The organism is Methylobacterium sp. C1 (assembly GCF_001854385.1).
Lineage (GTDB): Bacteria > Pseudomonadota > Alphaproteobacteria > Rhizobiales > Beijerinckiaceae > Methylobacterium > Methylobacterium radiotolerans.
Genome location: NZ_CP017640.1, coordinates 1,501,553 through 1,521,575, shown reverse-complemented (window position 1 = coordinate 1,521,575; position 20,023 = coordinate 1,501,553). Strand labels below are relative to the sequence as shown.

Here is a 20,023-nt window from a genome sequence, read left to right as displayed (position 1 = left end):
TCAGCCGAGCGCGCGATGCCTCCGGGGGCGGCCTTCACCGGACGCGTACCAAGCTTCCATCCTAGGGCAATCACAGATGCACGGCCGGCTTACGCCCTGGGTCGGGAGCGACTCAGATGCGGAACTCCACGGCGCCGGCCGGGAAAATCTCCGCTACCCGGGCTTCCTCTTCTCGTAGATCCCAAAGCCGGAATTCTGCGTACTTGATTCGAATGCTGTTGCCCTGCACGGCCACATAGCAATGCTCGAAAGCGAAGAGCACCGTATCGAGCTTCGGTCGTGCGTCGTGGGTCTCCGGCTTGCCCCTTGTGTCCGCGTCGGCCAAGACCTCCAGCGTGATCGCCGCGTGGCCGCTGGTGGGCATCGTATCGAACGCGCCCACGAGCAGGGCGATCTCGCCATGGGTCAGCTTGAGCAGGAAGCAGAAGCGCTTCACCGACTCGAACGTGTCCCCGGCCGGGAATGCGCGCAGCAGCGTGATCGAGAAGGCACGTCCCTCCTCCGGCAGGCTGCGCAGGTGCCGGGAGGGGACCGAGCGCAGGGCCGAGATGTTCATGGTCTTGGCCGCCGACGGCTGAGCCACGCGGCCCTCGCGCCGGCCGTTCGTCCGATAGTGCAGCAGCGGGTTGACGCCCGAGGCCGTCACGTCGGGGTAGCGGATCAGGTAGGAGGTGCTGCTGAATCCGGGATGCGGATCGAGCCCGGCGGCGGAACCGAACCGCAGGTAATGCCGCACCGGATCGAGCCGGGTCTTGCCGCTCTGATTGCGGAAGAAGGCCGTGTCGAAATCCTCGGCGGGATCGCGATTCTCGGCGGCGCCGCGCCAGACGTAGTGGAGGTAGGGGTCGATGCCCGAGGCCGCGACGTCGCCGTTGTGCTTCAGGTAGTAGGCCGTATCGAACAATCCCGGTACGCGCCCGATGACGACGCGCCGGAACACCTTCGAGATCGTCCGGAGCGCGGCCCGCTTGAAGGGTGGCTGGCTCATGCGAAGACCGGCGCCTCGCAAAGGGACCGGAGCTTCTCCGCGTAGGCCACGGGTGAGCAATCCTGCGCCACCTGCGCCAGCCCGGCGCGCTGCAGTCGCCGCCAGGTCTCGGCATCCTCATGGAGCTGGATCAGCCCAGTGATGAAGGTGTCCGGATCGCGCCAGTCCCGGGTCAGGTATCCGGAGCCCTCGGGCCAGCCGAGCTGTTCCGCCAGGATCGGCGTGACCAAGCACGGGAGGCCCTGCGCGACGGCGGCGTGGACTTTGTGCGGCATCCCGGCGGCGAAGCGCGTGGGGGCGACGAACACGCGCGCCCGGTCGAGGTGCGGCGCTGGGTCCGGGACCCGGCCCATCACGGTGACGTTGGGTGCCGACAGGCGCGCGCGCAGATCCGGTGTGACCTGTCCGATGATGGTGAACGGCGCGCGCGGCAGGGCGCGATGGACGTCCGGCCAGACGGTTTCGAGGAACCAGATCAGCGAGTCGACGTTCGGCGAATTCTCATGCTCCAGCGACCCGATGAAGACGAAGCCGCTGCGGCCGTCGAGATCGGAGGAAATCTCCGCCTGCGTCGCGAAGGCGTGGCCGAGCACCGCGGTGTTGGTCACGCCATGGAACTGCAGCAGGCGCGCTTCCGCCTCCGAGACGCAGACGACATGATCGGCCTGCGCGAAGTTGCGCGTCTCCCGCCGCGCGGAGGCCGCCAAGCGCGCGCTGAATCCGGACCCATCCTGCAGGGTCCCTTCCAGGAAGGCGCGCAGACAGAACAGGGCCTCCGAATCGAAGATCACGCGGCTCTTCGCGAAATCCCGCAGCGACAGGTCGCGGTTCTGAAAGATCTGGCAGACTAGATCGATGTTGTGCGGGCGACTGACCCAGAGCACGTCGTAGTGTTCCTGCCGCTCCTCGATCAGCCGCGCGAGCCCCATCCCCTCCTCGGCATCCAGGATCTCGACGGTGTCGGGTAGATCGCGATACCGCTGCGCGATCTCCGGATCCGCGCGATAGACCGGATACACGGTCACCTGATAGCCGAGCCGAGCCAGGGTGGCGACGATGAAGTTCGCCCGCGGCATGCCCGCACCGAGATCGATATGGGGCACGCCGTCGTCGACGTAGAGCACCTTGAGCGCCCAGGTATTGTGCGTCCGATCGCCGAAGCGTGGGCCGGCCTGCGGGAACAGCCAGGACCGATGCCGCTCCAGGAATCGTGCCCGATTGCGGTCGATGAGGGCTTCGACGTCGGCCCGGACCGGCGTCGTGGCATTCTCGAAATGGATCGCGCTCGCCCGCGGCTGGTAGACGACGCGCCGCCCCGCTTGGTGGCAGCGGACGCACAGGTCGGTGTCCTCGAAGTAGGCCGGGGCGAAGAGGTCGTCGAAGCCACCCAGATCCTCGAAGAGTCCACGCTCGATCATGAGCACAGCGCCCGAGACATAGCCGACTTCGCGCTCGAACGTGCTTTCTGCCAGAAGCGGATTTGTATTCCCGCGGAGATAGGGATGGGTGATCTGCGCATCATTGCGGAAGAACGCGCCGCTCTCCTGCAGATAACCCCCGGGAAACACGAGGTGGGCTCCGACAATGCCGACGGTTGCATCCGAGAATGGAGACACTAGGGCGCCGATCGCACCGGGCATCAGTTCCACGTCAGGATTAAGGAAGAGGAAGTAGCGTCCCCGGGCTGCTGCGGCACCCTGATTGCACGCCGGGCCGTAACCGACATTCTCCGCATTGCGGATCACCATGGCCCCGTCGAGCAGATCGAGGACGGTCAAGGTCTCCGCGTCGGAGGCGTTGTCGACGACAATCACTTCGAACGATGCGCCCGCGAAAGCCTGTTGCGTAGCGAGGCGATAGAGCGTCAGCGTCAGCAGATCCCGGGCATTGAGCGATACGATAACGATCGAGACGTCCGGTGCCACGACCGGCGGGAAGGCGATCCGGAGGCCGTTGCGCGCGATGGCGTTCCCGATGAGGCGTGCCTCCGCGATCGCGGCAAGCCTCCCGTAATGTGGATCAACTGCCTCAATTTTTTTCATCAATGGACTTCAAAGCGGGTGTTGCACGCCGAAGCGAGGCGAATCAGGCCCATGAGGTCATCGCTGAGAAACAGTACCGCCGTCAGCCCGGACGGCGTCTTGCACGCTGCAGGGATCGGGGAGGCGGATCCGTCGATCTCCAGCGGCTCGAAGGTGAGACTGGCCGGCACTGGTGTCAGCGTGCCTCGAGTCGCGGCAAAGGGGAGGCCGGGAGAGCGCGCCAGCGCTGCAGTGCTGGTCAGCCGCAACTCCCGTGCCCTCTCGCCGTCCCCGATTAGGAAGGCTGCGGTCGCCCGCGACCTCCCGACGAGGAAACTCGGGACGCAGGTTACCAACGTCAGCCCATCGGCCTCGTACCCGATCAGGCGACCGTCCGCCGTCCAGTCGGCCTGGGCATCGCCGAGTGACTTGGCGATCGCCTCTCGTGCCGGCTGCGGAAGAGAACGGCGGTGGATCCATTCCGGGGATAGGCTGACCGGACCTCCGTGCAGGGCCGGGGCCGGGCCCGCAGATTGCAGGCTTCCGTCCGGCTCCGGGCTCACGAACCAGCGTCGCCGCTCCGACGGGTAGCCCGCTTCACGGGCGGTCGCGGGCGAGGGATTCTCGGTCGCCACGAGGATTCCGCCGTCCTCGTCCGCGGTTGGCAGGGAGCGCAGGGAGCGTTCCTCCCGCACAATGATCCCCGCTCCAACGGTGATCGACACGTCCGGCGCGCGCGCAGCTGACGGAGCGGCGCGTCGCGCGGACCGGCGCGGGATCGCGTTCAGCCAAGCGGCCTCGCAGGCCGTGGCCTTGGCGTTGTAGCGCGCGAGCAGATCTAGGCAGGCCGCGGTCAGTGTCGCGAGGCCGTCCAGATCGTCATGCAGGCGCCTGATCGCCGCTACGGTGTCCGCAATGCCGTCCAATCGGTGAGCGGGATAATCGGTGTCGAACCCCTCGAAAGCGATTCGAGTGCCGATCACCGGCCGACCCAGCGACAGCGCTTCGGCGACCTTCATTTTAAGACCGCTTCCCATCAGCATCGGCGCGACCACCGCGTCGACGCCCGCGTAGAAGGTTTCGACGGCGTCGACATATCCCGCCAGCTCCACGCCGGGTAGATCCAATCCGCTCAAGCTTCCGCAGATTTCGCCGGCGATGACGAGAACGGGCAGGTCCGGATTCCAGGTTGCCGCCCAGCCATGGGCAAATCTGCTGATAGAGAAGAGATTCGGATCGTTCCCGTGGCCGATGAATCCAAAGCGAGTCAGCCGGCGGGGCGCGCGAAACTTCGCACGCTCGGCGAAGACGGGCGGAAGCAGGTATACGTCGCGATCGACAAGGTCGCGGAAATAGTCCGCCTCCGCCGACTGGATCGCGAGGATCATGTCCGCGCGTAACAGACCGACACCTTCAGACGCGCGGTCCGTAAAGAAGAAATTCGGCTCGGCACGGAAAGGCCGGTATTGGAGATGCCTGTCGGCGAAACGATCATGCGTGTCGATGACACGCAGCACTCCATCCGGAACGGCATCAAGGCACCGCGACAGAAACACGTAATTGACGACTATCGCGCACGTATCGGGATTTCTCCCGAAATACCAAGTCACGAACTCGTCGAGTTCGGGCGGGCACCAGGCGTCGATCATGAAGCCGCCCGCCCAAGTTTTCAGCGGAATCTGCGCTGCTGCGGGAATATAGAAAACGCGGTCGAAGACAGCGGCCATCCCGGCCGCATCCGTCGGCGGATGATTTCCGAAGCGACGATAGATCTGATCCTCGTGTTGAAGGTAAGCTAAATCGATTGCAAAACCGCCCCGCCGAAGAACTTCGCATAACGCCAAAAGCCGCCGTCGATTGCCAGCGCTTGCTGGTGCCGCAGGCATCGGTGTCACTACCAGAACGGTCGGCCTATCAAGAGTCGCCATGCGATTATACCGCTCAAACAACGCAAAATGTCGCGTATCGGCCCTGCCCACTGAGGATGGCTCGGCTAACTGAATGCGTGTCGAATAGACTGTCAGCTGTTAGAGTTATAGCCGCTCTATGAGGTGCTTGGAACCGAATAGATGTAACCGGGCTGCAGGCGTAGCCGGCGTTCGATCGAACAATCGCGTAATCTGGAATGAAATCGATGCCATCCACTAGCCAAGTGACCGTTTCATGGCTGCGCGTGTAGTTCAGACTACTTGGTGCGCTGTTAACCAAAATCGCGTCCAGACCTGCGCTCAAGATCGGTGCTAAGGCATTGAAATAAGAGTGGCCAATTGGCCGCAGCGAGGAAATTAGAGCCTCTGCAATTAAACGGCACTCGGCGGCCGACAGTGGCGTTGATCGCGATGCTAAAATGGTATGCCTGTCACCAAAGTGTGTGCGGAATAAGATCGAGGAAAGATCCGATAAAGCTCCTTCATCTCGACTACCCAAGATTAGAAAGCAGCTCGGGCCCATTATCTTTTGATTGGAAAATCCCGTGAAGCACCAAGCAATGAGATCAATGTGACTCGGATCTAGTACTTCGAGAGGTACGGCGTAGGATCCATTCATTGGAATTTCGAGAATGGCAGCCTGGCAATCAATACTAATAACAGATCCATGTGCTGGCGGGGCTAGCGGTAGCATTGATGTACGGACCCAGGGCTCACTCAGTTCGAATTTTATAAGTGTTTGGATTGCATGTCTCGCGTCAGGTCACCTAAGCACAAAAACATCATGACCAGCTAGAGGGAACCCCTCATAACAGCAGCGGATCACACACATGGCAGTGCCTCGACATAGGTCTGAATCCCCCTTCATCTAGCCCGCCGAGCCCCAAACTGATCGAAGAATGATTGCTATCGGCGCTGCTCGAGCAAAGAACTCAAAGCTTCACGCCTCAAGTGGTGCCACTTCTATCATGGTCTTAAATTGGATCCGACGTGAGCGTTTTCAATTATCCCAATCTGCATAACCTACCATCTAATCTTTCTCTCAAATCAGTTAGCCATGATTTTGCTCGCGAATATTTTCATCAAGGGCAAGCCTACCCCTAGGATTGCCTTTATACACCGTGAACTAGCAAACACCACCGCAAATGAGCCCCGTTATTCGCTCTCACTTATAAGTCTGATGGAGATCTCGTTGATCTTTAGCGTTGCAGCTATCGCGGCCAAATTGAGAAGCCGCACTTCAAAATCTAAAACGTCATGTCGGATCGGAATGCAAAATGTAATTTTTGAGGATCCCTTGTGAGTGCTATGAAATATGATCTCATGCCCTTCGCTGTGGCATGTATCAAAGTAAAACCGGAAGTTGCTGGGCGCTTCAATGTCTAATTCAATTTCATATAGACCGCTTCGCAGATTAATTTTCGGCCCGAAAACGATCCAATCGGTTCCACATACGAAGTGACCATCTTGATCCCAGTGTCCGACCAGATTCATACCCATTGCAAGGATTGGTCTAGCACGTGCCTCCGCTTGATAGATTAAATAACTAGAAGTACTATGAGAAATCCCACCGATAGACATGTTCGGTCTCGGCTGGAGATAGTCCGCTCGGCCGAGGAAGCGATACAATAAGAGGTCGTCCTGAATGAGCTTTTTTACGTGAACAAAATCGCTTTCTGCAAGGCTTGCTAATCTAGTGTTGCGCCTAGCCTCATTAAACTCGTCCGAAGCGAGGACGTGGTCTATTAATTCATCACGAGATACTCCGCTTCGCAGCTGAAAGTCGTAATGTTGGCGGCCTGCTTCATCGGGGGCACGGCCCAACAACAAACTATACAGCGCATCCGTAAATATTCCGTCGGGCACGCTATTGAGATAACCTCGACTTATGATATTACCGCTAATTGCAATACTGCCCTTTCCGAGGAACACGCTTCCAGGCCAGCAACGGTCAAGCATTTTGAAAAACATCATCGGCGTCAGTATTCCATTGCGAGATATTGCTCTTTCGAACCAGGGCATGGCTGAGGCATCAAAGACATGCTCGCAGACCCAGGTTTTACAAAAAGCTACATCGGAGAACTGAGATAACGAAATGGACCGGAGGCCCGTGGCCGTATTCCCGATTTTATCAACGGTTGTCCCCTTTTCTGTAGCGTTGGATCTATACATGCTAGCCTCGGGTCATTCCGGAAGAATTAATTTGCATAGAAAATAATTTAGTCAGTCTCATTACGTGCTGAGTCCATGATGAAAACGATATGTAGTCATTCTGTAGCTCAACCAGCCGAGCTGTTTTAGCGGGATTGGAAACAAGTTCTTGGATTGCGTTTGCGGTTAAGATGCTGTCGCTGGTGTCGATCTGAGTACATATGCCAGAAAGATCTGCAAAGATGGATGACGGCGAAGTTATAGTTGGTACTCCACAGCTCAATGGGACTCTTATCGCGCCGCTAGCTCCCTCAGTGACGTCAGCGTAGCAAAAGACCGCAACATGCGATGAGCGAGCAATCGCGAAAACTTCCTCAATTGGGAGAAAATTAAAGTTAAGTTCTATTTCTTTTCTGAGACCTAATGCATCTCTAAGTTGATAGAGGAAGTGGCTATAATCGATGCTTGCGGCGTTTTTTGGATCCACGGAGGTCAACACATTAAGGCTGACAGGAAGGCCCCTGTGTTTTAATTCGTAGACGGCGTAGAACAGGTGTTCGAAGTTTTTATGACGGCTGCATAGGCCAAAAGTAAATATCTTGTATGATCTATTGGACGCAATTGCTTCTTGTTTCACCTGATGCGCTGGATGTGGGAATAGATATAGAAAATTAGACTCGGGGCATATTTCTATCAATTTGACATAATCAAGATTATTGTGAACAATAAGAGCGGCGCGCCCGGACACAATTGTTAAAAATCTTTTGATTTGTGCCACGCCACCATCAGTGGAGTGCAATTCGACAATTAAACCTGATGCAAAGCTTAGGATCTCATTGCAAAGATAGGCGAGGTCCTCCCAGCCTATAATCCCCGGATGATGCTGGATTATAAAAAAACTCCCAGCCTCGCTTTTATAAATTTGCTGCAGTAGGTTATTGACGCCTTGCCTCGATCGGCTCCAGCTGCGCTTTACCTCGACGCCGTCATTTCTTATAATTTTGTCTTTTGATACGATTTCCGAATAAACTGCAACGTCCAACGAATAGTTGTCAGACAGATATTTAACAAGATTGCCAGAGAATGTCGCGATCCCACACTGCTGATTGAAAGTACTAACTAATGCAATTCGCTTGTCTTTTATCAGGTCGCGACGAGTCTCCTTGATCGATGTTAGCTGCTGAAGTCCTTTGAAATAATAATCCGCTGTCCGCTGCCACGTGTAGGATTTCACTTGGGTATAGGCTTGCTGCTGAAGTGTTTCGTCTCTAGCTTTGCAAAGCTCATAAGCTCTGCGCAGTCCGCTGCGTAGATCTTCGTGAGTTGCCTCAAGCCAAGCAGCTTTCCCGAAAGAGATCGCCGAGGAGGAGCGAACAAACTTTGTGGGGATAAGGACGCAAGTGTCTGGAGTGCAAAACTCGCGATTGCCGCCTGCGTCAGTTGTGCAGACTAAGGTTCCAAGTAGCATCGCTTCGGCGGCGGGCAGGCTAAATCCTTCTCCTTTGCTAGGCAAAAAGCAGCAATCGGCGTCCATTATCAGCTTTTGAATTTCGGCAGAGCTGAGATAAGAGTCATCGAAAACAATTTTCTTTTTACTGGCGGCATCAAGTGAGGAAAATAGTTCATATAATTCGTTATGAGTGTTGTAGTGAGTTTTTATTATTAGTTGGACATCGTCATGATCATGGAATTCATCGAGGAAAGCTCTGAGTCCTGCTTTCATACCTTTCCGCGGCAAGCCGGATGAAACGTGAACAAAATTTATTACTTCGCCACGTTTCGCGCGATCGTTGGGATTGGAAACTAAAGCCATGTTCTCGATATGATCGACGCCGTTGCCCATATAGTACATTGTTCCAGTGTAGCCGCTGGAACTCAGTGCTTCAATGGTATATCGAGATGTACAGAAAATGGCATCGAATTTGTTTAATTGAGCGATCACTGCTGTAGGGAAGAGACTCTCTTCCCAAGCGTAGCAGTGAGCTGTCAGTATTGGGGCGCAGCGTGGAGCTTCCGCCATGGGCCAGTCGTTTTTCGTATGGACGTCAAATTCGTGCAATGATATTTCACAATACGGTATGTATTTTTCCTTCAACCCCGGCTCTTGTAGAAAGAATTGATCTGTTGTAGGATCTGGACCTTCTCGTTGAGTAACGAATACATCGAAACCGAGGTTGCCTAGGGCAACTGCGAATTTTCTGTTGACCAGCGCCAAGCTGTAAGTTCCTGCCATCGGGCCGTCGACAAGAATTTTAGTTCGCGACGTTAAGCCTTTTTCCATAGTAATTTGCTTCATTGCTTTTACCGCGCCTGTCCAAGGATAGGTCTAATTCTGCGTTGCGTCACATGCCTCGAACAAAATTCCCTAAATTGTTTTTGCGTTGCGCGCGCCTAAGGCAGCTTCAACTTCCAAGCTGTAAGAGACGCCAATCTGATCGGTGAAGGCGCCGTTCTGAACCGTGGCCGAGCTCCGGCCGGAGTTCGCGATTTCTATATCCAGAAGGCGGTCGTTGCAGGTGGCCGGATTGGTGGCGAGTGCGTACGGAAGGAGATGGCCGCTCGGTACGCCGCGCAGCCGCTCGGCCGGCGCGCCGAGGTCGAAGGCCGCCACCGGCAGGCCGGTGCGCAGGGCCAGTGTCAGCGCGTACGCGTAGGTCTCGGGCCAGATCGACGGCAGCAGCACCAGGTCGGCCGAGACCTGGGTGACGAGATCGAGGAATTCGTCGTCTTCCCAGCGGCAGCCGGTCTCGGCGATCTGGAGGGCCGCCCGGGCGACCCGGTCGAGGGTCGGATCGTCGGTGGAGTACCGCCCCGTCTCGGTCACGCCGGCGCGCGCCAGCCCGCCCGTCAGGGCCAGGTCCGAGTAGCCCACGATCGTGAAATGCAGCGGCAGGTCCCGGTCCTGCGCGTCGGTGGCCAAGGCCTGCAGCAGCAGGCCACCTTCGGGGTGACTGATGCCGCCGAGCACGGCGACGCGGCGGACGCGGCTGGGCCGCTGCAGGGCGGTCGAGCGCACCGACTGCTCCGGCTCGACGTGCGGCCGGACCGTGACGGCGAGGTCCGGGTACACCGCCCGGATCCGGGCCGCCGTGTCGGACGACGGCGCGAACACCCGCGCGGCGCCCGCCAGGAACGCCCCGAACGCCGCCCGCCGCTCGCCCGGGTCCGGCTCCTCGAACCCGTCCGCGTCCACCGCCAGGCACGACCGGCACTCGCTGACCGGCGCCAGGCCGCAGTAGCGCCCGTCCGGCTGCACCAGGTGGTTGCGGTGGCACACCGGCGAGTAGTCGTGCAGCGTCCACGCGTACGGACGCCCCGACCCCGCCACCAGATCCATCAGCGCCCGCGCCGCGCCCCAGCGCAGCCCCGCCAGCGAGTGCACGTGGATCAGCACCGGCGCCAGCTGCCCGACGAAGTCCGCGAGTTCCGCCGCGTCGCGCGGCAGGTACAGGCTGTCGAGGTTGGGCAGGTACAGGAACTCGGGGCCGCGATAGGCGACGTGGACCTCGAGGTTGCGGGTCCGGTCGATCTGCAGCAGCACCACGCTCAGGCCCTCGGCCCGGGCCTGGGCGACCATGTCGTCGATGTGCCGCTGGATGCCCCCGCCCCAGCTGTGCGTCACGTACAAGAGCGCCCGCCCCGAGAAGTGCCGGGCCAGCCGCGCCCGGTCGAGCCGCGCCCGCCCGCGCCGGCCGGGATCGGCCTGGACGAACTGCCCGACCCGGGCCGGGTAGTCGGGGTGCTTGGCCAGCAGCGCCGCCTGGCCCTGGTCGTACTCGCCGCCCGCGTCGAGCCCGAACGAGATCTGGCCGGCATGGTGGACGAACACGTCCTCGGCGAGCAGGTTGACGAAGCCGGCCTTGGTGGCGCGCAGGCACCAGTCGTTCTCCTCGCCGTAGCCCTTACCGAAGGCCTCGGCGTCGAGGTCGCCGACCGCGTCGAGGGCGGCGGCGGTCATGTACATGCAGAAGCCGACGCCGGTGGGCACGGGCACGGCGCGGCCGCGGTTGACCTGCGCGGCCACGCGGTCGAGGTCGGGCCGGGCGATCTCGAGCGGCATGGTGTTGTTGGCGTTGAAGCGCGGGTAGGAGCAGATCGTGGCGTTGTTGGACAGGGGCGTGACGCTGCCCACGGGCAGCCCCGCGCCCATTCCCGCCCCTGCGCCTGCCCCAGCCCCTGCCTCCGTGCCGGACCCGGCCCGAGGCTCGGCGTTGTGTTCGGCGTGGGCGACGAGGCGGTCGAGCCAGTCGCCGAAGACTTCAGCGTCGGAGTTGAGCAGGACGACGGCGCGGCCCTGGCGCAGGCCGAGGGCGCGGTTGACCGAGCGGACGAAGCCGAGGTTGTGCTCGTTCTCGACGAGGTGGAACAGGCCGCGGCCGGCGAGGGCGGCCAGCTCCGCGGTGAGTTCCGGGTCGGGGGAGCGGTCGTTGACGGCGAGCAGGGTGAAGGGGGTGGCCTGGGGCGCCGACAGGCAGGCATGGATGGCGCGCAGGGTCTCGCCGCGGCCCTTGTAGACGGGGACGATGACGACGACGCGGGCCTGCGCGATGGGCAGGGCCCGGGGCAGGCGGTCCCACGCGTCGGCCGCCGGGGCCTCCATGGGCGGGTAGGTGCCGAGATCCTCGGGGCAGCCCATCAGCCCGGCGGCCCGGCCGGTGCGCACGTAGTGCAGGAACGGCGACTCCCCGGGACCCAGCAGATGGCCGTAGGCGCGGCGGTAGAAGCGCGTCGAGAAGGTCTTGCTCGGGTCGCGGTCCTCCTCCTGGCCGTGGGACAGGAAGTGGATCGCCGGCCCGTTCTCGAAGCCGCCGGTGTCCGGGTAGCGCTTGAGGTACCAGGGCGCGTCGAAGAACGGCTCGATCAGGCGGGCCTGCTCGAACAGCTCCGTGTCCTCCTCGGCCGGCGGCGCGCCGTAGCGCGGATCGAAGGCCTCGCCCGCGAGGTCGTCGCCCCGCAGCAGGGCCCGGGCGAGGTAGTGGACGAAGGGCGCGAGGCCCGTCGCCTCCGCGGAGGGATGGTGCGCGCGGTAGGCCCAGCCGTTGAAGTCGGGCCTGGGATTGCGGCCCTTCCGCCAGCCGGTGTCGCAGTAGTCGCGCACCGCGTCCTCCGCCTCCGACAGCCCGTAGCGCGCCCGGTAGAAGCCGTGGTCGAAATGCCCCGCCACCAGCCGCGCCTGCAGGTCCAGGAGCGCGTCCCGGTCGAGGGTCTCCCGCCCGATCGCCCCGAGCCAGGCCGTGTCCTCCACCGGCGCCCGCGCCGGCCGCAGCCCGCAGACCCGCAGCAGCGCCGCCAGCGTCGAGCGCCCCGGCCCCGGATCGCGCAGCTCCCGCCAGCCCGCCTCGGCGAAGTGCAGGAACGGCTCGCGCCCGCCCGCGTCCGGGTAGGTCGCCCGGTACCAGTCCGCGTCCACCGCCGGCAGGTTCAGCCGGTGCGGCTCCGAAAACGGCTCGGCCCCCGTCAGCCGCGCCTCGGCGACGTAGCGGAAGAACGGGTCGTCCGCGACCGCCCGGCTGCCGGACCGCGCCTGCACGTAGCCGGCCGGGTCGAAGTCCGGCCGCGGGCCGATCCGCCCCCGCCAGCCCTCCGCCACGTAGTGGCGCAGCAGCGCCGCGTCCGGGGCCCCGGCCAGCGCCTCGGCCTGCGGCTCGGGCAGGCGGCGCCGGTAATGGGCGGCGTCGAAGTAGGGGGCGAGCGTCTCGATCCGCAGGGCGAGCGCGGCGTCCGGGCCGGGCCGGGCGGGACCGCCGTGGAGGACGTAGTGCACCAGCGGGTTCTGTGTGGCGAAGGTGATCCCGCGGGTGAGGCAGTAGGCCAGGGTGTCGAATTGCGGCGCCGGCTCGCGGCCCTCGCGCCAGCCCGAGGCCATGTAGTGGTCGACCGGGTCGACGCCGGCGGCGGCGAGGTCGGGATTGCCGGCGAGATAGAAGGCGCCGTCGACGAGGCGGCGGGCGAGGCGGTGGGCCTCGGCCGTGTCGGGCTTCGGCAGGGCTTCGGACTCCCCCTCCCCGCCGGCCCCACCCGCCCTGCCGCGGCGGCGCGCCAGGGCGTGCAGGAGCGGGTTGATGCCGGCGCGGGCGATGTGGGGATGCCGGGCGAGGTAGGCGGCGGAGTCGAAGTCGGGGCGCGGGTCGCGGCCCGCGCGCCAGCCGTGGACGAGGTAGTCGCGCACCGGGTCGGCCGCGATCCCGTACCAGCTCGCGTAGAACGCCGCGTCGAAGTGGGCTGCCAGGGCGGCGATCTGCGCGTCCGCGGTGACGAGATCGTCCGCCGCCGGCAGGCCGCGGCGGGCGGCCAGCCGGATCAGCGGGTTGCCGCTCGCGCGGACCGGGCCGGAGCGCGCCCAGCGATGGTACAGGCCGCGGATCCGCTTCAACGCGCGGCGCCCGCTCTGTCGCGCGACGGCCGCCGATCGCGGTCGGAGGCCGTGCCGGAAGCGGCGCTTTGTTCGAGACCTGAGGCTCGGGTGAGCATGTGTTCGCGCGGGCTGGATCGAAGGCGTGTCGGCGCGCCGGGCAAGGGGCCGCGCCGACGGCCCATCGCCCTAACGGAACGCGCGCGCGGGGTAAACAACGGCGCCCCCTGCCCCGCGTCCCGCGCGCGCCGCCGGTGCGGTCAGATCAGGTCGGAGCGCCACGTCACGTTCTCCCGCACGATCCGCGCGGGGTTGCCGGCGGCCACGCAGTGGGCCGGCACCGTCCCGGTGACCACAGCGTGCGCGCCGACGATCGCGTTGTCGCCGATGACCGTGCCCTTGAGCAGGGTGGCCTGATTGGCGATCCAGACGTGGTTGCCGACCCGCACGGGCTTGGCCGGGTTCAGCCGCGTGCCGGTGTCCCGGGTGACGATGGAGTGGAAGTCGCTCGTCGTCATCCAGACGCCCGACGCGATCGAGCAGTCCGTGCCGATCTCGATCACCTTCCCCTCGACGGGGTTGAGATGGACGAGCCCGGTGAAGCCGGTCCGGTCGCCGATGCGCAGCACCGAGCCGGGGCCGATATAGATGTTGGCCATCGACAGCCGCACGTCCTCGCCGACGTCGAACCGGCAGTTCGACTCGATGACGATGTGCATGTCCTTGTCGGACACGCAGCCCCTGCCTATGCGGATGTAGTTGTTGTCGCCGTTGACGTAGATCTTTCCCGCCTGGCTGTGCTGATCCCGCGGATCAATGTCGATGACATTATTCTCCCCTTTATCGAAGATATTCAAAGACATAATTCGCTCTGCGGGATCTATGAACGCCCCTGGGTACGGCGCGGCCGGCGCCCCGGAACGGACGGCCGCACATCGAACCCGCGGAAGAAAGCTCGCCTTCTGACATGACGATTACGGTATCGCCGTGCCGAAATCGGGATCCGTTCGCATTCGGCGGTCGCGCCGACGCCCCCGGGCCGGCAACGGCGTTTCAGGAACGTCTCTAAGGCATCGGGCGCCGTCCTCACAACTCGCGCGGCGAATCGGGTCCGCGTGGCCGGGTCCGGTCGGCCCGGCTCCGCGCGGCTGTTGACGCCGGAAGGCGCCTGTGACGTATGCCGTCAGCCATCGAAATCGTGGGATGAGGCCGTCCGATGGCTGAGGACAACACCCTGACGAAGGCCCTGGTGGACGTTCGGGCGCGCCGGGCCGCGCTGCAGAGCGACTACGACCGGATCGCGGCCGAGCTGACCAAGCTCCGGGCGGCGGAGGCCGCGCTGACCTCCATCGTCGAGGGGATCCCGCTCGACGCCACCAATCTCCACGCGCCCGAGGGACCGCGGACCGCCGCGGACCGCGCCGCGCCCGCCTCCGGCGGACGGCGCGGCGCCCGCGGTCCCCGGGCCAACTCGGCCAAGGGGCGGCTGAAGGCGCTGCTCGGCTCGGCCGGCCCGCAGGGCCTGTCGCACGCCGAGATCGCCGAGCGGCTGCCCGACGTCGCGCCCAACACCCTCAACACCTATCTCAGCATGCTGGTCACCGGCGGCGAGGCGATCCGGAACGGCGACTTCTTCACCGCCGCCGCGGCGCCCGACGGGGCCGAGGACGGTGAGGGCGAGGTCGAGACCGACTCGGACGCGGACGAAGAGGTCCGGCACGACGCCGCCGCCGAGTGAGGCCGGCGCCCGGCTCGGACAGGGCCGTCCAGCACCGTCCCGTGCCCGCCACGCCTTGAGGTCAGGCGGCCGCCGACATCCGGCGGATGATCGGCAGCATCAGCGCGCTCGGCGCGGCGGCCGGCACGGGGAAGATCGTGGCCGTCTGGTCGGTCTTCACCCGGGGCAGCCGCTCGATCACGGTCCGCAGGTTCGGGAGCGTGCGCGCCAGGGTCGCGGCGAGCGTCTCGCCGGCGATCTTGGCCATCACGTATTCCAGGGTGTCGCGGGGCGCCTCGTCGATGGCGCTGGTCGACGGGTAGAAGGCTGCCACGGCGTCGCCGCGCTCCAGGCAGAACTGGCTCAGCTCGTAGAAGGCGGTGTTGTAGACGCGCATCATCTCGTCCAGGCAGGCCGGCTCGAAGGGGGCACGCTTCTGGCGGAAGATGCGGGGCGTCGCGAAATGGTAGAGCTGCGACGGGCGCATCGCCAGCGCCGCGAGCTGCGCGGCGGCCGGCTCGGCGGCGTCGTAGCGGAGGACTTGGCAGCGCCCGCCGGCGTCCCGGATCTCCCGGGCGACGGCCTCCGCCTCCTCGGCGCCGGACGCGTAGGTGATGCAGACCGCCCCGCCCCCGGCGGCGATCAGCTTGGCGGTCGCGGCGCCGAGGCCCCGCGACCCGCCGACGATCAGCGCGGACACCGCCGCGAAGGCGCCCGGCTCCACGAGCGCCGCGAGGTCGCGCAGGCTCTCCTGCTCCACCGGCCGCGGTCGGACGAAGCCCTCGACCCGGGCGACGAGTCCGGGGCCGACCGCGTCCAGCGTCACCGATTGCAGCATCGGCTGGAACCGCTTCACCGCGTAGCCGAGGCTCGCACCGGTGTCCCCCTCGGTGACGGTCACGTCGATCTTCGAGAGGATCGAGTGGAGGCCGGGCACGAACATGCCGACGAGCGTCGAGAGGCCGCCCAGGGCCGCGACCTGGCCGGGACCGAGGGCGCGGGCGAGGCGCGGCGCCAGCGCGCCGATCGCCGCCGGGTCCGGCAGCGCGAAGGCGCCGGCGAGGCCCGTCAGTGCCGCCGGATCGCGGGCGATCGGCTCCGCGGGGATCGCGGTCGGCGCCTCCTCGACCCGTCCGGCCGGGGCCCTGTCCGCCGCGAAGGTCGCCTGAATCGTCAGGGTGCGGACGCCGTCCACCGCCACGGACAGGCGCAGCTGCCCCGCGTCCGCCGCGTGTACCGTCAGGACGGTGCGGTCCCCGACCAGGACGAACCGCTCGAACCGCATCTGCAGCGTCGCGAGCCGGTCGAGGGGATGGGTGTCGGCGCAGGCATCGAGGGCCCAGAGGGCGGCGTGGACGCCGTGGACGGCCCGCTCGCCGGCCAGCGTCCGCCGGGCCATCCGCGCGTCCATGTGCATCGGGTTCACGTCGCCGGTCGCCCGCGCGAAGGCGGCCTGATGGGCCTCGGTCCAGGTCCGCGTCGTCGCGGCGGCCTCGTCCGAACCGGATCCGTACATCGCACAGCTCCTCCACGCCCGGTCCCCGCCAGGGCCCCGCCCGACCGGGCTGACCGGGCTGACCGGCCGCCGGATGCCCGGCCCCTTGCTTTATGACACGCGATCTCGCAAGAGGGCGGCGCTCGCACGCACGGAAAGGGGCCGGTCGATCGCCGGAGGGCAGGCATCCGCAGGGTGTCGCAGGGACCGGTATCGAGGATGACCACGGCTCGCGCCCTGTCGATCGGTTTCGTCGGAAACGTCGTCACCAACCCGTTCGGGAAGGTGGCGGGCCGCCTCGCGGATCTCGCCACGGTCTCGTGCGAGCATCTCCCCATCGGACAGATCGAGCAGGTGCTGGCGGGACCCGCAGCCGCCGACGTCCTGATCGTGCATCTCGACCACCGCTGGTTCTTCGACGTCGCTCCGGACGAGGCGGCCGTCGCCCGCGCGCGCGGCCTCGCCGACTTGGTCTCGGCGCGTCTCGCCCGCGCGCCGGGGACGATCATCCTCAACACCGTGCCGTTCGTGCCGGTCTCGTCCGTCGAGAGCGACCTCCACGACCAGCTGGAGGCGCTCGCGCGGGTGAACGCGGTGCTGTTCGACCTCGCCCGGGCGCAGGAGCGGGTCAGCGTCGTCGACGCCGCCGGCGCGCTGGCGCTGCTCGGCTTCGCCAACGCCTTCCGCGAGCGCAACCGGTACATGTACCAGATGCCCTACGCCCCGGCCGCCGTGGACGCGCTCAACGAGCGCTACGCCGACGCCGTCGCGGCGCGGCTGCGGGCGCGGCGCAAGGTGGTGGTGGTCGACGCCGACAACACGCTCTGGGGCGGCGTCGTCGGCGAGGACGGCGTGGAGAACCTGGAGGTCGACAGCGACTATCCGGGGATCGTCCACACCCAGCTCCAGCGCCAGCTCCTGCGCCTGAAGGGCCTCGGGATCCTGCTCTGCGCGGTGACGAAGAACAACGAGGAGGATTTCCGCGCGGTCTTCGCCCAGCGCGCGATGCCGCTCCGCCTCGACGATTTCGTGGCCTACCGCAGCAACTGGACGGAGAAGAGCGAGAACATCCGCGACCTCGCGGCGACCCTGAACCTCGGCCTCGACAGCTTCATCTTCCTCGACGACAACCCCTTCGAGATCGAGGAGGTGCGCGCCCGGCTCCCCGGGGTCGAGTGCCACCTGTTCGACCGGACGCGCCCCGAGCAGGCGCTGACCCTGCTCGACGGGATCGCGTCCCTGCGCGCCCGGAACGTCACCGCCGAGGATCTGGCCAAGACCGAGCAGTACCGCGGCGAGGCCCAGCGCCAGGAGCTGCAGCGCTCCGCGGCCTCGATGGACGAGTACCTCGCCTCCCTCGAGATCCGGGTGCACGTCGCCCGCAACAACCCGGGCTCCCTGCGGCGGGTCACGCAGCTGATCAACAAGACCAACCAGTTCAACCTGACGACGCGGCGCTACACCGAGGACGAGGTCGCCACCGCCATGCGGGAGGGCGGCGTCTACGCGGCCCGGGTGGTCGACCGGTTCGGCGACATGGGCATCGTCGGGGTCGCCATCGTCCGGGGCGGCGAGCTCGAGACGTTCCTGATGAGCTGCCGGGCCCTCGGACGCCGCATCGAGGCCCAAATTCTGCGCCACGTCTGCCAGCAGGAGGGTGATCGGGACCTGAAGGCCCAGTATCGCCCGAGCGCGAAGAACCGGATGGTCGAGAGCTTCCTCGACGACAACGGCTTCGAACCCCTCAGCGCTGGCCCCGAGGGCAAGACGTACCGACTGACACGAGGACCGGATGACACCCCCTACATCCACATCGTCGCGGAGTGACCGCGGCGCCGTCGAGGCGGCTGCCCGCGCCACCTTCGCGCGGCTCGTCGAGACCTGGGGGCGCCCGGACCTGGAGAATCCCGGGCCCGAGGACGACGTGTACGAGCGGCTCGACTCCTTCGCGGTGGTCGAGCTCCTCCTCGAGACGGAATCCGAGATCGAGCGGACGGTCGGCCGCTACGTGCCGCTCGCCAACGAGAGCATCCTCGACAGCACGAAGTCGCCGCTCCGCCGCTTCCAGGGCTGGATCGACTACGTCGCCGAGACGGTCGAGCATGGCTGACCTGCGGTTCTCGCGCGCGACCCTCGCGGGGCTCGTCACCACGGTCGGCGCGCGCGTCCAGGCCTTCGACGACGAGGCGGCCGCCCTCGGGCTCGCCCCCGAGGAGGCGGAGCGCCTCAAGCGGGCCATGGGCTTCTCGACCCGGCACGTCGTCGCCGATCCCGGCACCACGACGGCGGATCTCTGCCTGCACTCGGCGCGCCACCTCCTGCGCGGCCTCGACCTGCAGCCCGACGCCGTCGACGGCCTGATCCTCGTCACCCAGACGCCGGATTACAGCTCGCCGTCGACGTCGATCGGGATGCAGCACCGCCTCGGCATGCGGACCGACACGCTCTGCTTCGACATCCGCCTCGGCTGCAGCGGCTTCGTCTACGGGTTGTCGGTCGCCTACAGCCTGGTCGAATCCGGCCTCGAGCGCGTCCTCCTCTGCGTCGGCGACGTCGCGAGCCGCATGGTCGCGACCGGCGACCGGTCGATCACGCCGATCATGGGCGACGCCGGCGCCGCGGTGCTGATCGAGCGGCGCGAGAGCGAGAGCTTCTTCCAGCTCCACAGCGACGGCTCGGGCGAGAAGGCCCTGTTCATCCCGCACAGCGGCCTCCGGGCCGACGCCGAGGACGCGGGCAAGCCCGGCACCATGCACATGGACGGGGCGCAGGTCTTCAACTTCACCCTCAAGCGCGTCCCGCCGCTGATCGAGGGCATCCTGGCCTTCTCGGACACGCGCGCCGAGGACGTCGACTTCCTGGTCCTGCACCAGCCGAACAAGTACATCCTCAAGAACCTCCAGCGCCGCCTGGGGCTCGACGACAGCAAGCTCCCGACCGGCACCCAGTCGGTCTACGGCAACCAGAACTCGGCCTCGATCCCCGGCACGATCTCGGGCTTCCTCGCGGAGGCCTACGCGGGCCGGCGGGTGCGCTCGCTGCTCGCCGGCTTCGGCGTCGGGCTGAGCTGGGGAGCCTGCACGATCACCACCGACCGGATCTTCGCGCCCCCGGTCATGACCTACGAGGAGACCACCCGATGACCGAGGGCGCATTCCTGGACGAGCTCGGCACGATCCTCGACCAGCCGGGGCCGCTCGCCCGCGGGCAGAGCCTCGGGGCGATCGAGACCTTCGACTCGCTCGGCATCCTTAACATCATGGCGCTCTACGACACGCTGGGCCTCGAGGTGGATCCGCAGCGGATCGCCGGGGCGGCGACCACCGACGACCTGATCGCGCTGGCCGGCGCGAAGCTGCAGGCCTGAGCCG

13 protein-coding genes are annotated in these 20,023 nt (G+C 65.0%); 5 read left to right on the top strand and 8 right to left on the bottom strand.

The annotated features are described in order from the left end of the window. Positions 1–112 precede the first annotated feature (112 nt). From BKE41_RS07155 to BKE41_RS07135, 7 genes are all read right to left on the bottom strand, one after another. Positions 113–940, bottom strand: coding sequence for a hypothetical protein (locus BKE41_RS07155; protein WP_245295913.1), 828 nt, complete (start codon positions 938–940; stop codon positions 113–115). Positions 941–984: 44 nt separating this feature from the next. Next, the gene (locus BKE41_RS07150; RefSeq protein WP_070998917.1) at positions 985–3,030 is read right to left on the bottom strand and encodes a glycosyltransferase; all 2,046 of its coding nucleotides are present in this window, start codon (positions 3,028–3,030) and stop codon (positions 985–987) included. Continuing rightward, positions 3,030–4,736, bottom strand: coding sequence for a glycosyltransferase (locus BKE41_RS07145; protein ID WP_070998915.1), 1,707 nt, complete (start codon positions 4,734–4,736; stop codon positions 3,030–3,032). The genes BKE41_RS07150 and BKE41_RS07145 overlap by 1 nt, the downstream gene beginning before the upstream one ends. 1,356 nt (positions 4,737–6,092) lie before the next feature. Continuing rightward, complete coding sequence (locus BKE41_RS30070; RefSeq protein WP_083374304.1) at positions 6,093–7,109, bottom strand: DUF4214 domain-containing protein; 1,017 nt, start codon at positions 7,107–7,109, stop codon at positions 6,093–6,095. Between the two features lies 1 nt (position 7,110). Continuing rightward, positions 7,111–9,384 carry a glycosyltransferase gene (locus BKE41_RS30065; protein WP_083374478.1) on the bottom strand — a complete coding sequence of 758 codons (2,274 nt, stop codon included), beginning with the start codon at positions 9,382–9,384 and terminating at the stop codon, positions 7,111–7,113. 69 nt (positions 9,385–9,453) lie between these two features. Next, positions 9,454–13,461 carry a glycosyltransferase gene (locus BKE41_RS07140; RefSeq protein ID WP_083374303.1) on the bottom strand — a complete coding sequence of 1,336 codons (4,008 nt, stop codon included), beginning with the start codon at positions 13,459–13,461 and terminating at the stop codon, positions 9,454–9,456. Positions 13,462–13,700: 239 nt separating this feature from the next. Next, entirely contained in the window at positions 13,701–14,303 is a 603-nt protein-coding gene (locus BKE41_RS07135) for an acyltransferase (RefSeq protein WP_070998914.1), read from the bottom strand. A 353-nt stretch (positions 14,304–14,656) separates the two neighbouring features. Between BKE41_RS07135 and BKE41_RS07130 the strand changes: the two genes are divergently transcribed. Then, the gene (locus BKE41_RS07130; RefSeq protein ID WP_070998912.1) at positions 14,657–15,178 is read left to right on the top strand and encodes a hypothetical protein; all 522 of its coding nucleotides are present in this window, start codon (positions 14,657–14,659) and stop codon (positions 15,176–15,178) included. 61 nt (positions 15,179–15,239) lie between these two features. On the opposite strand, the gene BKE41_RS07125 is transcribed toward BKE41_RS07130, so the two are convergent. Next, a complete protein-coding gene (locus BKE41_RS07125; RefSeq protein ID WP_070998911.1) occupies positions 15,240–16,673 on the bottom strand; it encodes an SDR family NAD(P)-dependent oxidoreductase in 1,434 nt (477 codons plus the stop codon). 198 nt (positions 16,674–16,871) lie between these two features. On the opposite strand from BKE41_RS07125, the gene BKE41_RS07120 reads away from it, so the two are divergent. The 4 genes from BKE41_RS07120 to BKE41_RS07105 are packed head-to-tail and all read left to right on the top strand — an operon-like array spanning position 16,872 to position 20,019. Then, positions 16,872–18,479, top strand: coding sequence for an HAD-IIIC family phosphatase (locus BKE41_RS07120; protein ID WP_070998909.1), 1,608 nt, complete (start codon positions 16,872–16,874; stop codon positions 18,477–18,479). Then, positions 18,445–18,762, top strand: a complete 318-nt coding sequence (locus BKE41_RS31085) for a hypothetical protein (protein ID WP_012318195.1) — start codon at positions 18,445–18,447, stop codon at positions 18,760–18,762. The genes BKE41_RS07120 and BKE41_RS31085 overlap by 35 nt, the downstream gene beginning before the upstream one ends. After that, positions 18,755–19,795: a ketoacyl-ACP synthase III gene (locus tag BKE41_RS07110; protein ID WP_070998907.1), complete on the top strand. Its 1,041-nt coding sequence runs from the start codon at positions 18,755–18,757 to the stop codon at positions 19,793–19,795. Before BKE41_RS31085 ends, BKE41_RS07110 begins: the two co-directional genes overlap by 8 nt. Next, positions 19,792–20,019, top strand: a complete 228-nt coding sequence (locus tag BKE41_RS07105) for a hypothetical protein (protein WP_012318193.1) — start codon at positions 19,792–19,794, stop codon at positions 20,017–20,019. Before BKE41_RS07110 ends, BKE41_RS07105 begins: the two co-directional genes overlap by 4 nt. The last annotated feature ends 4 nt before the right edge of the window (positions 20,020–20,023 follow it).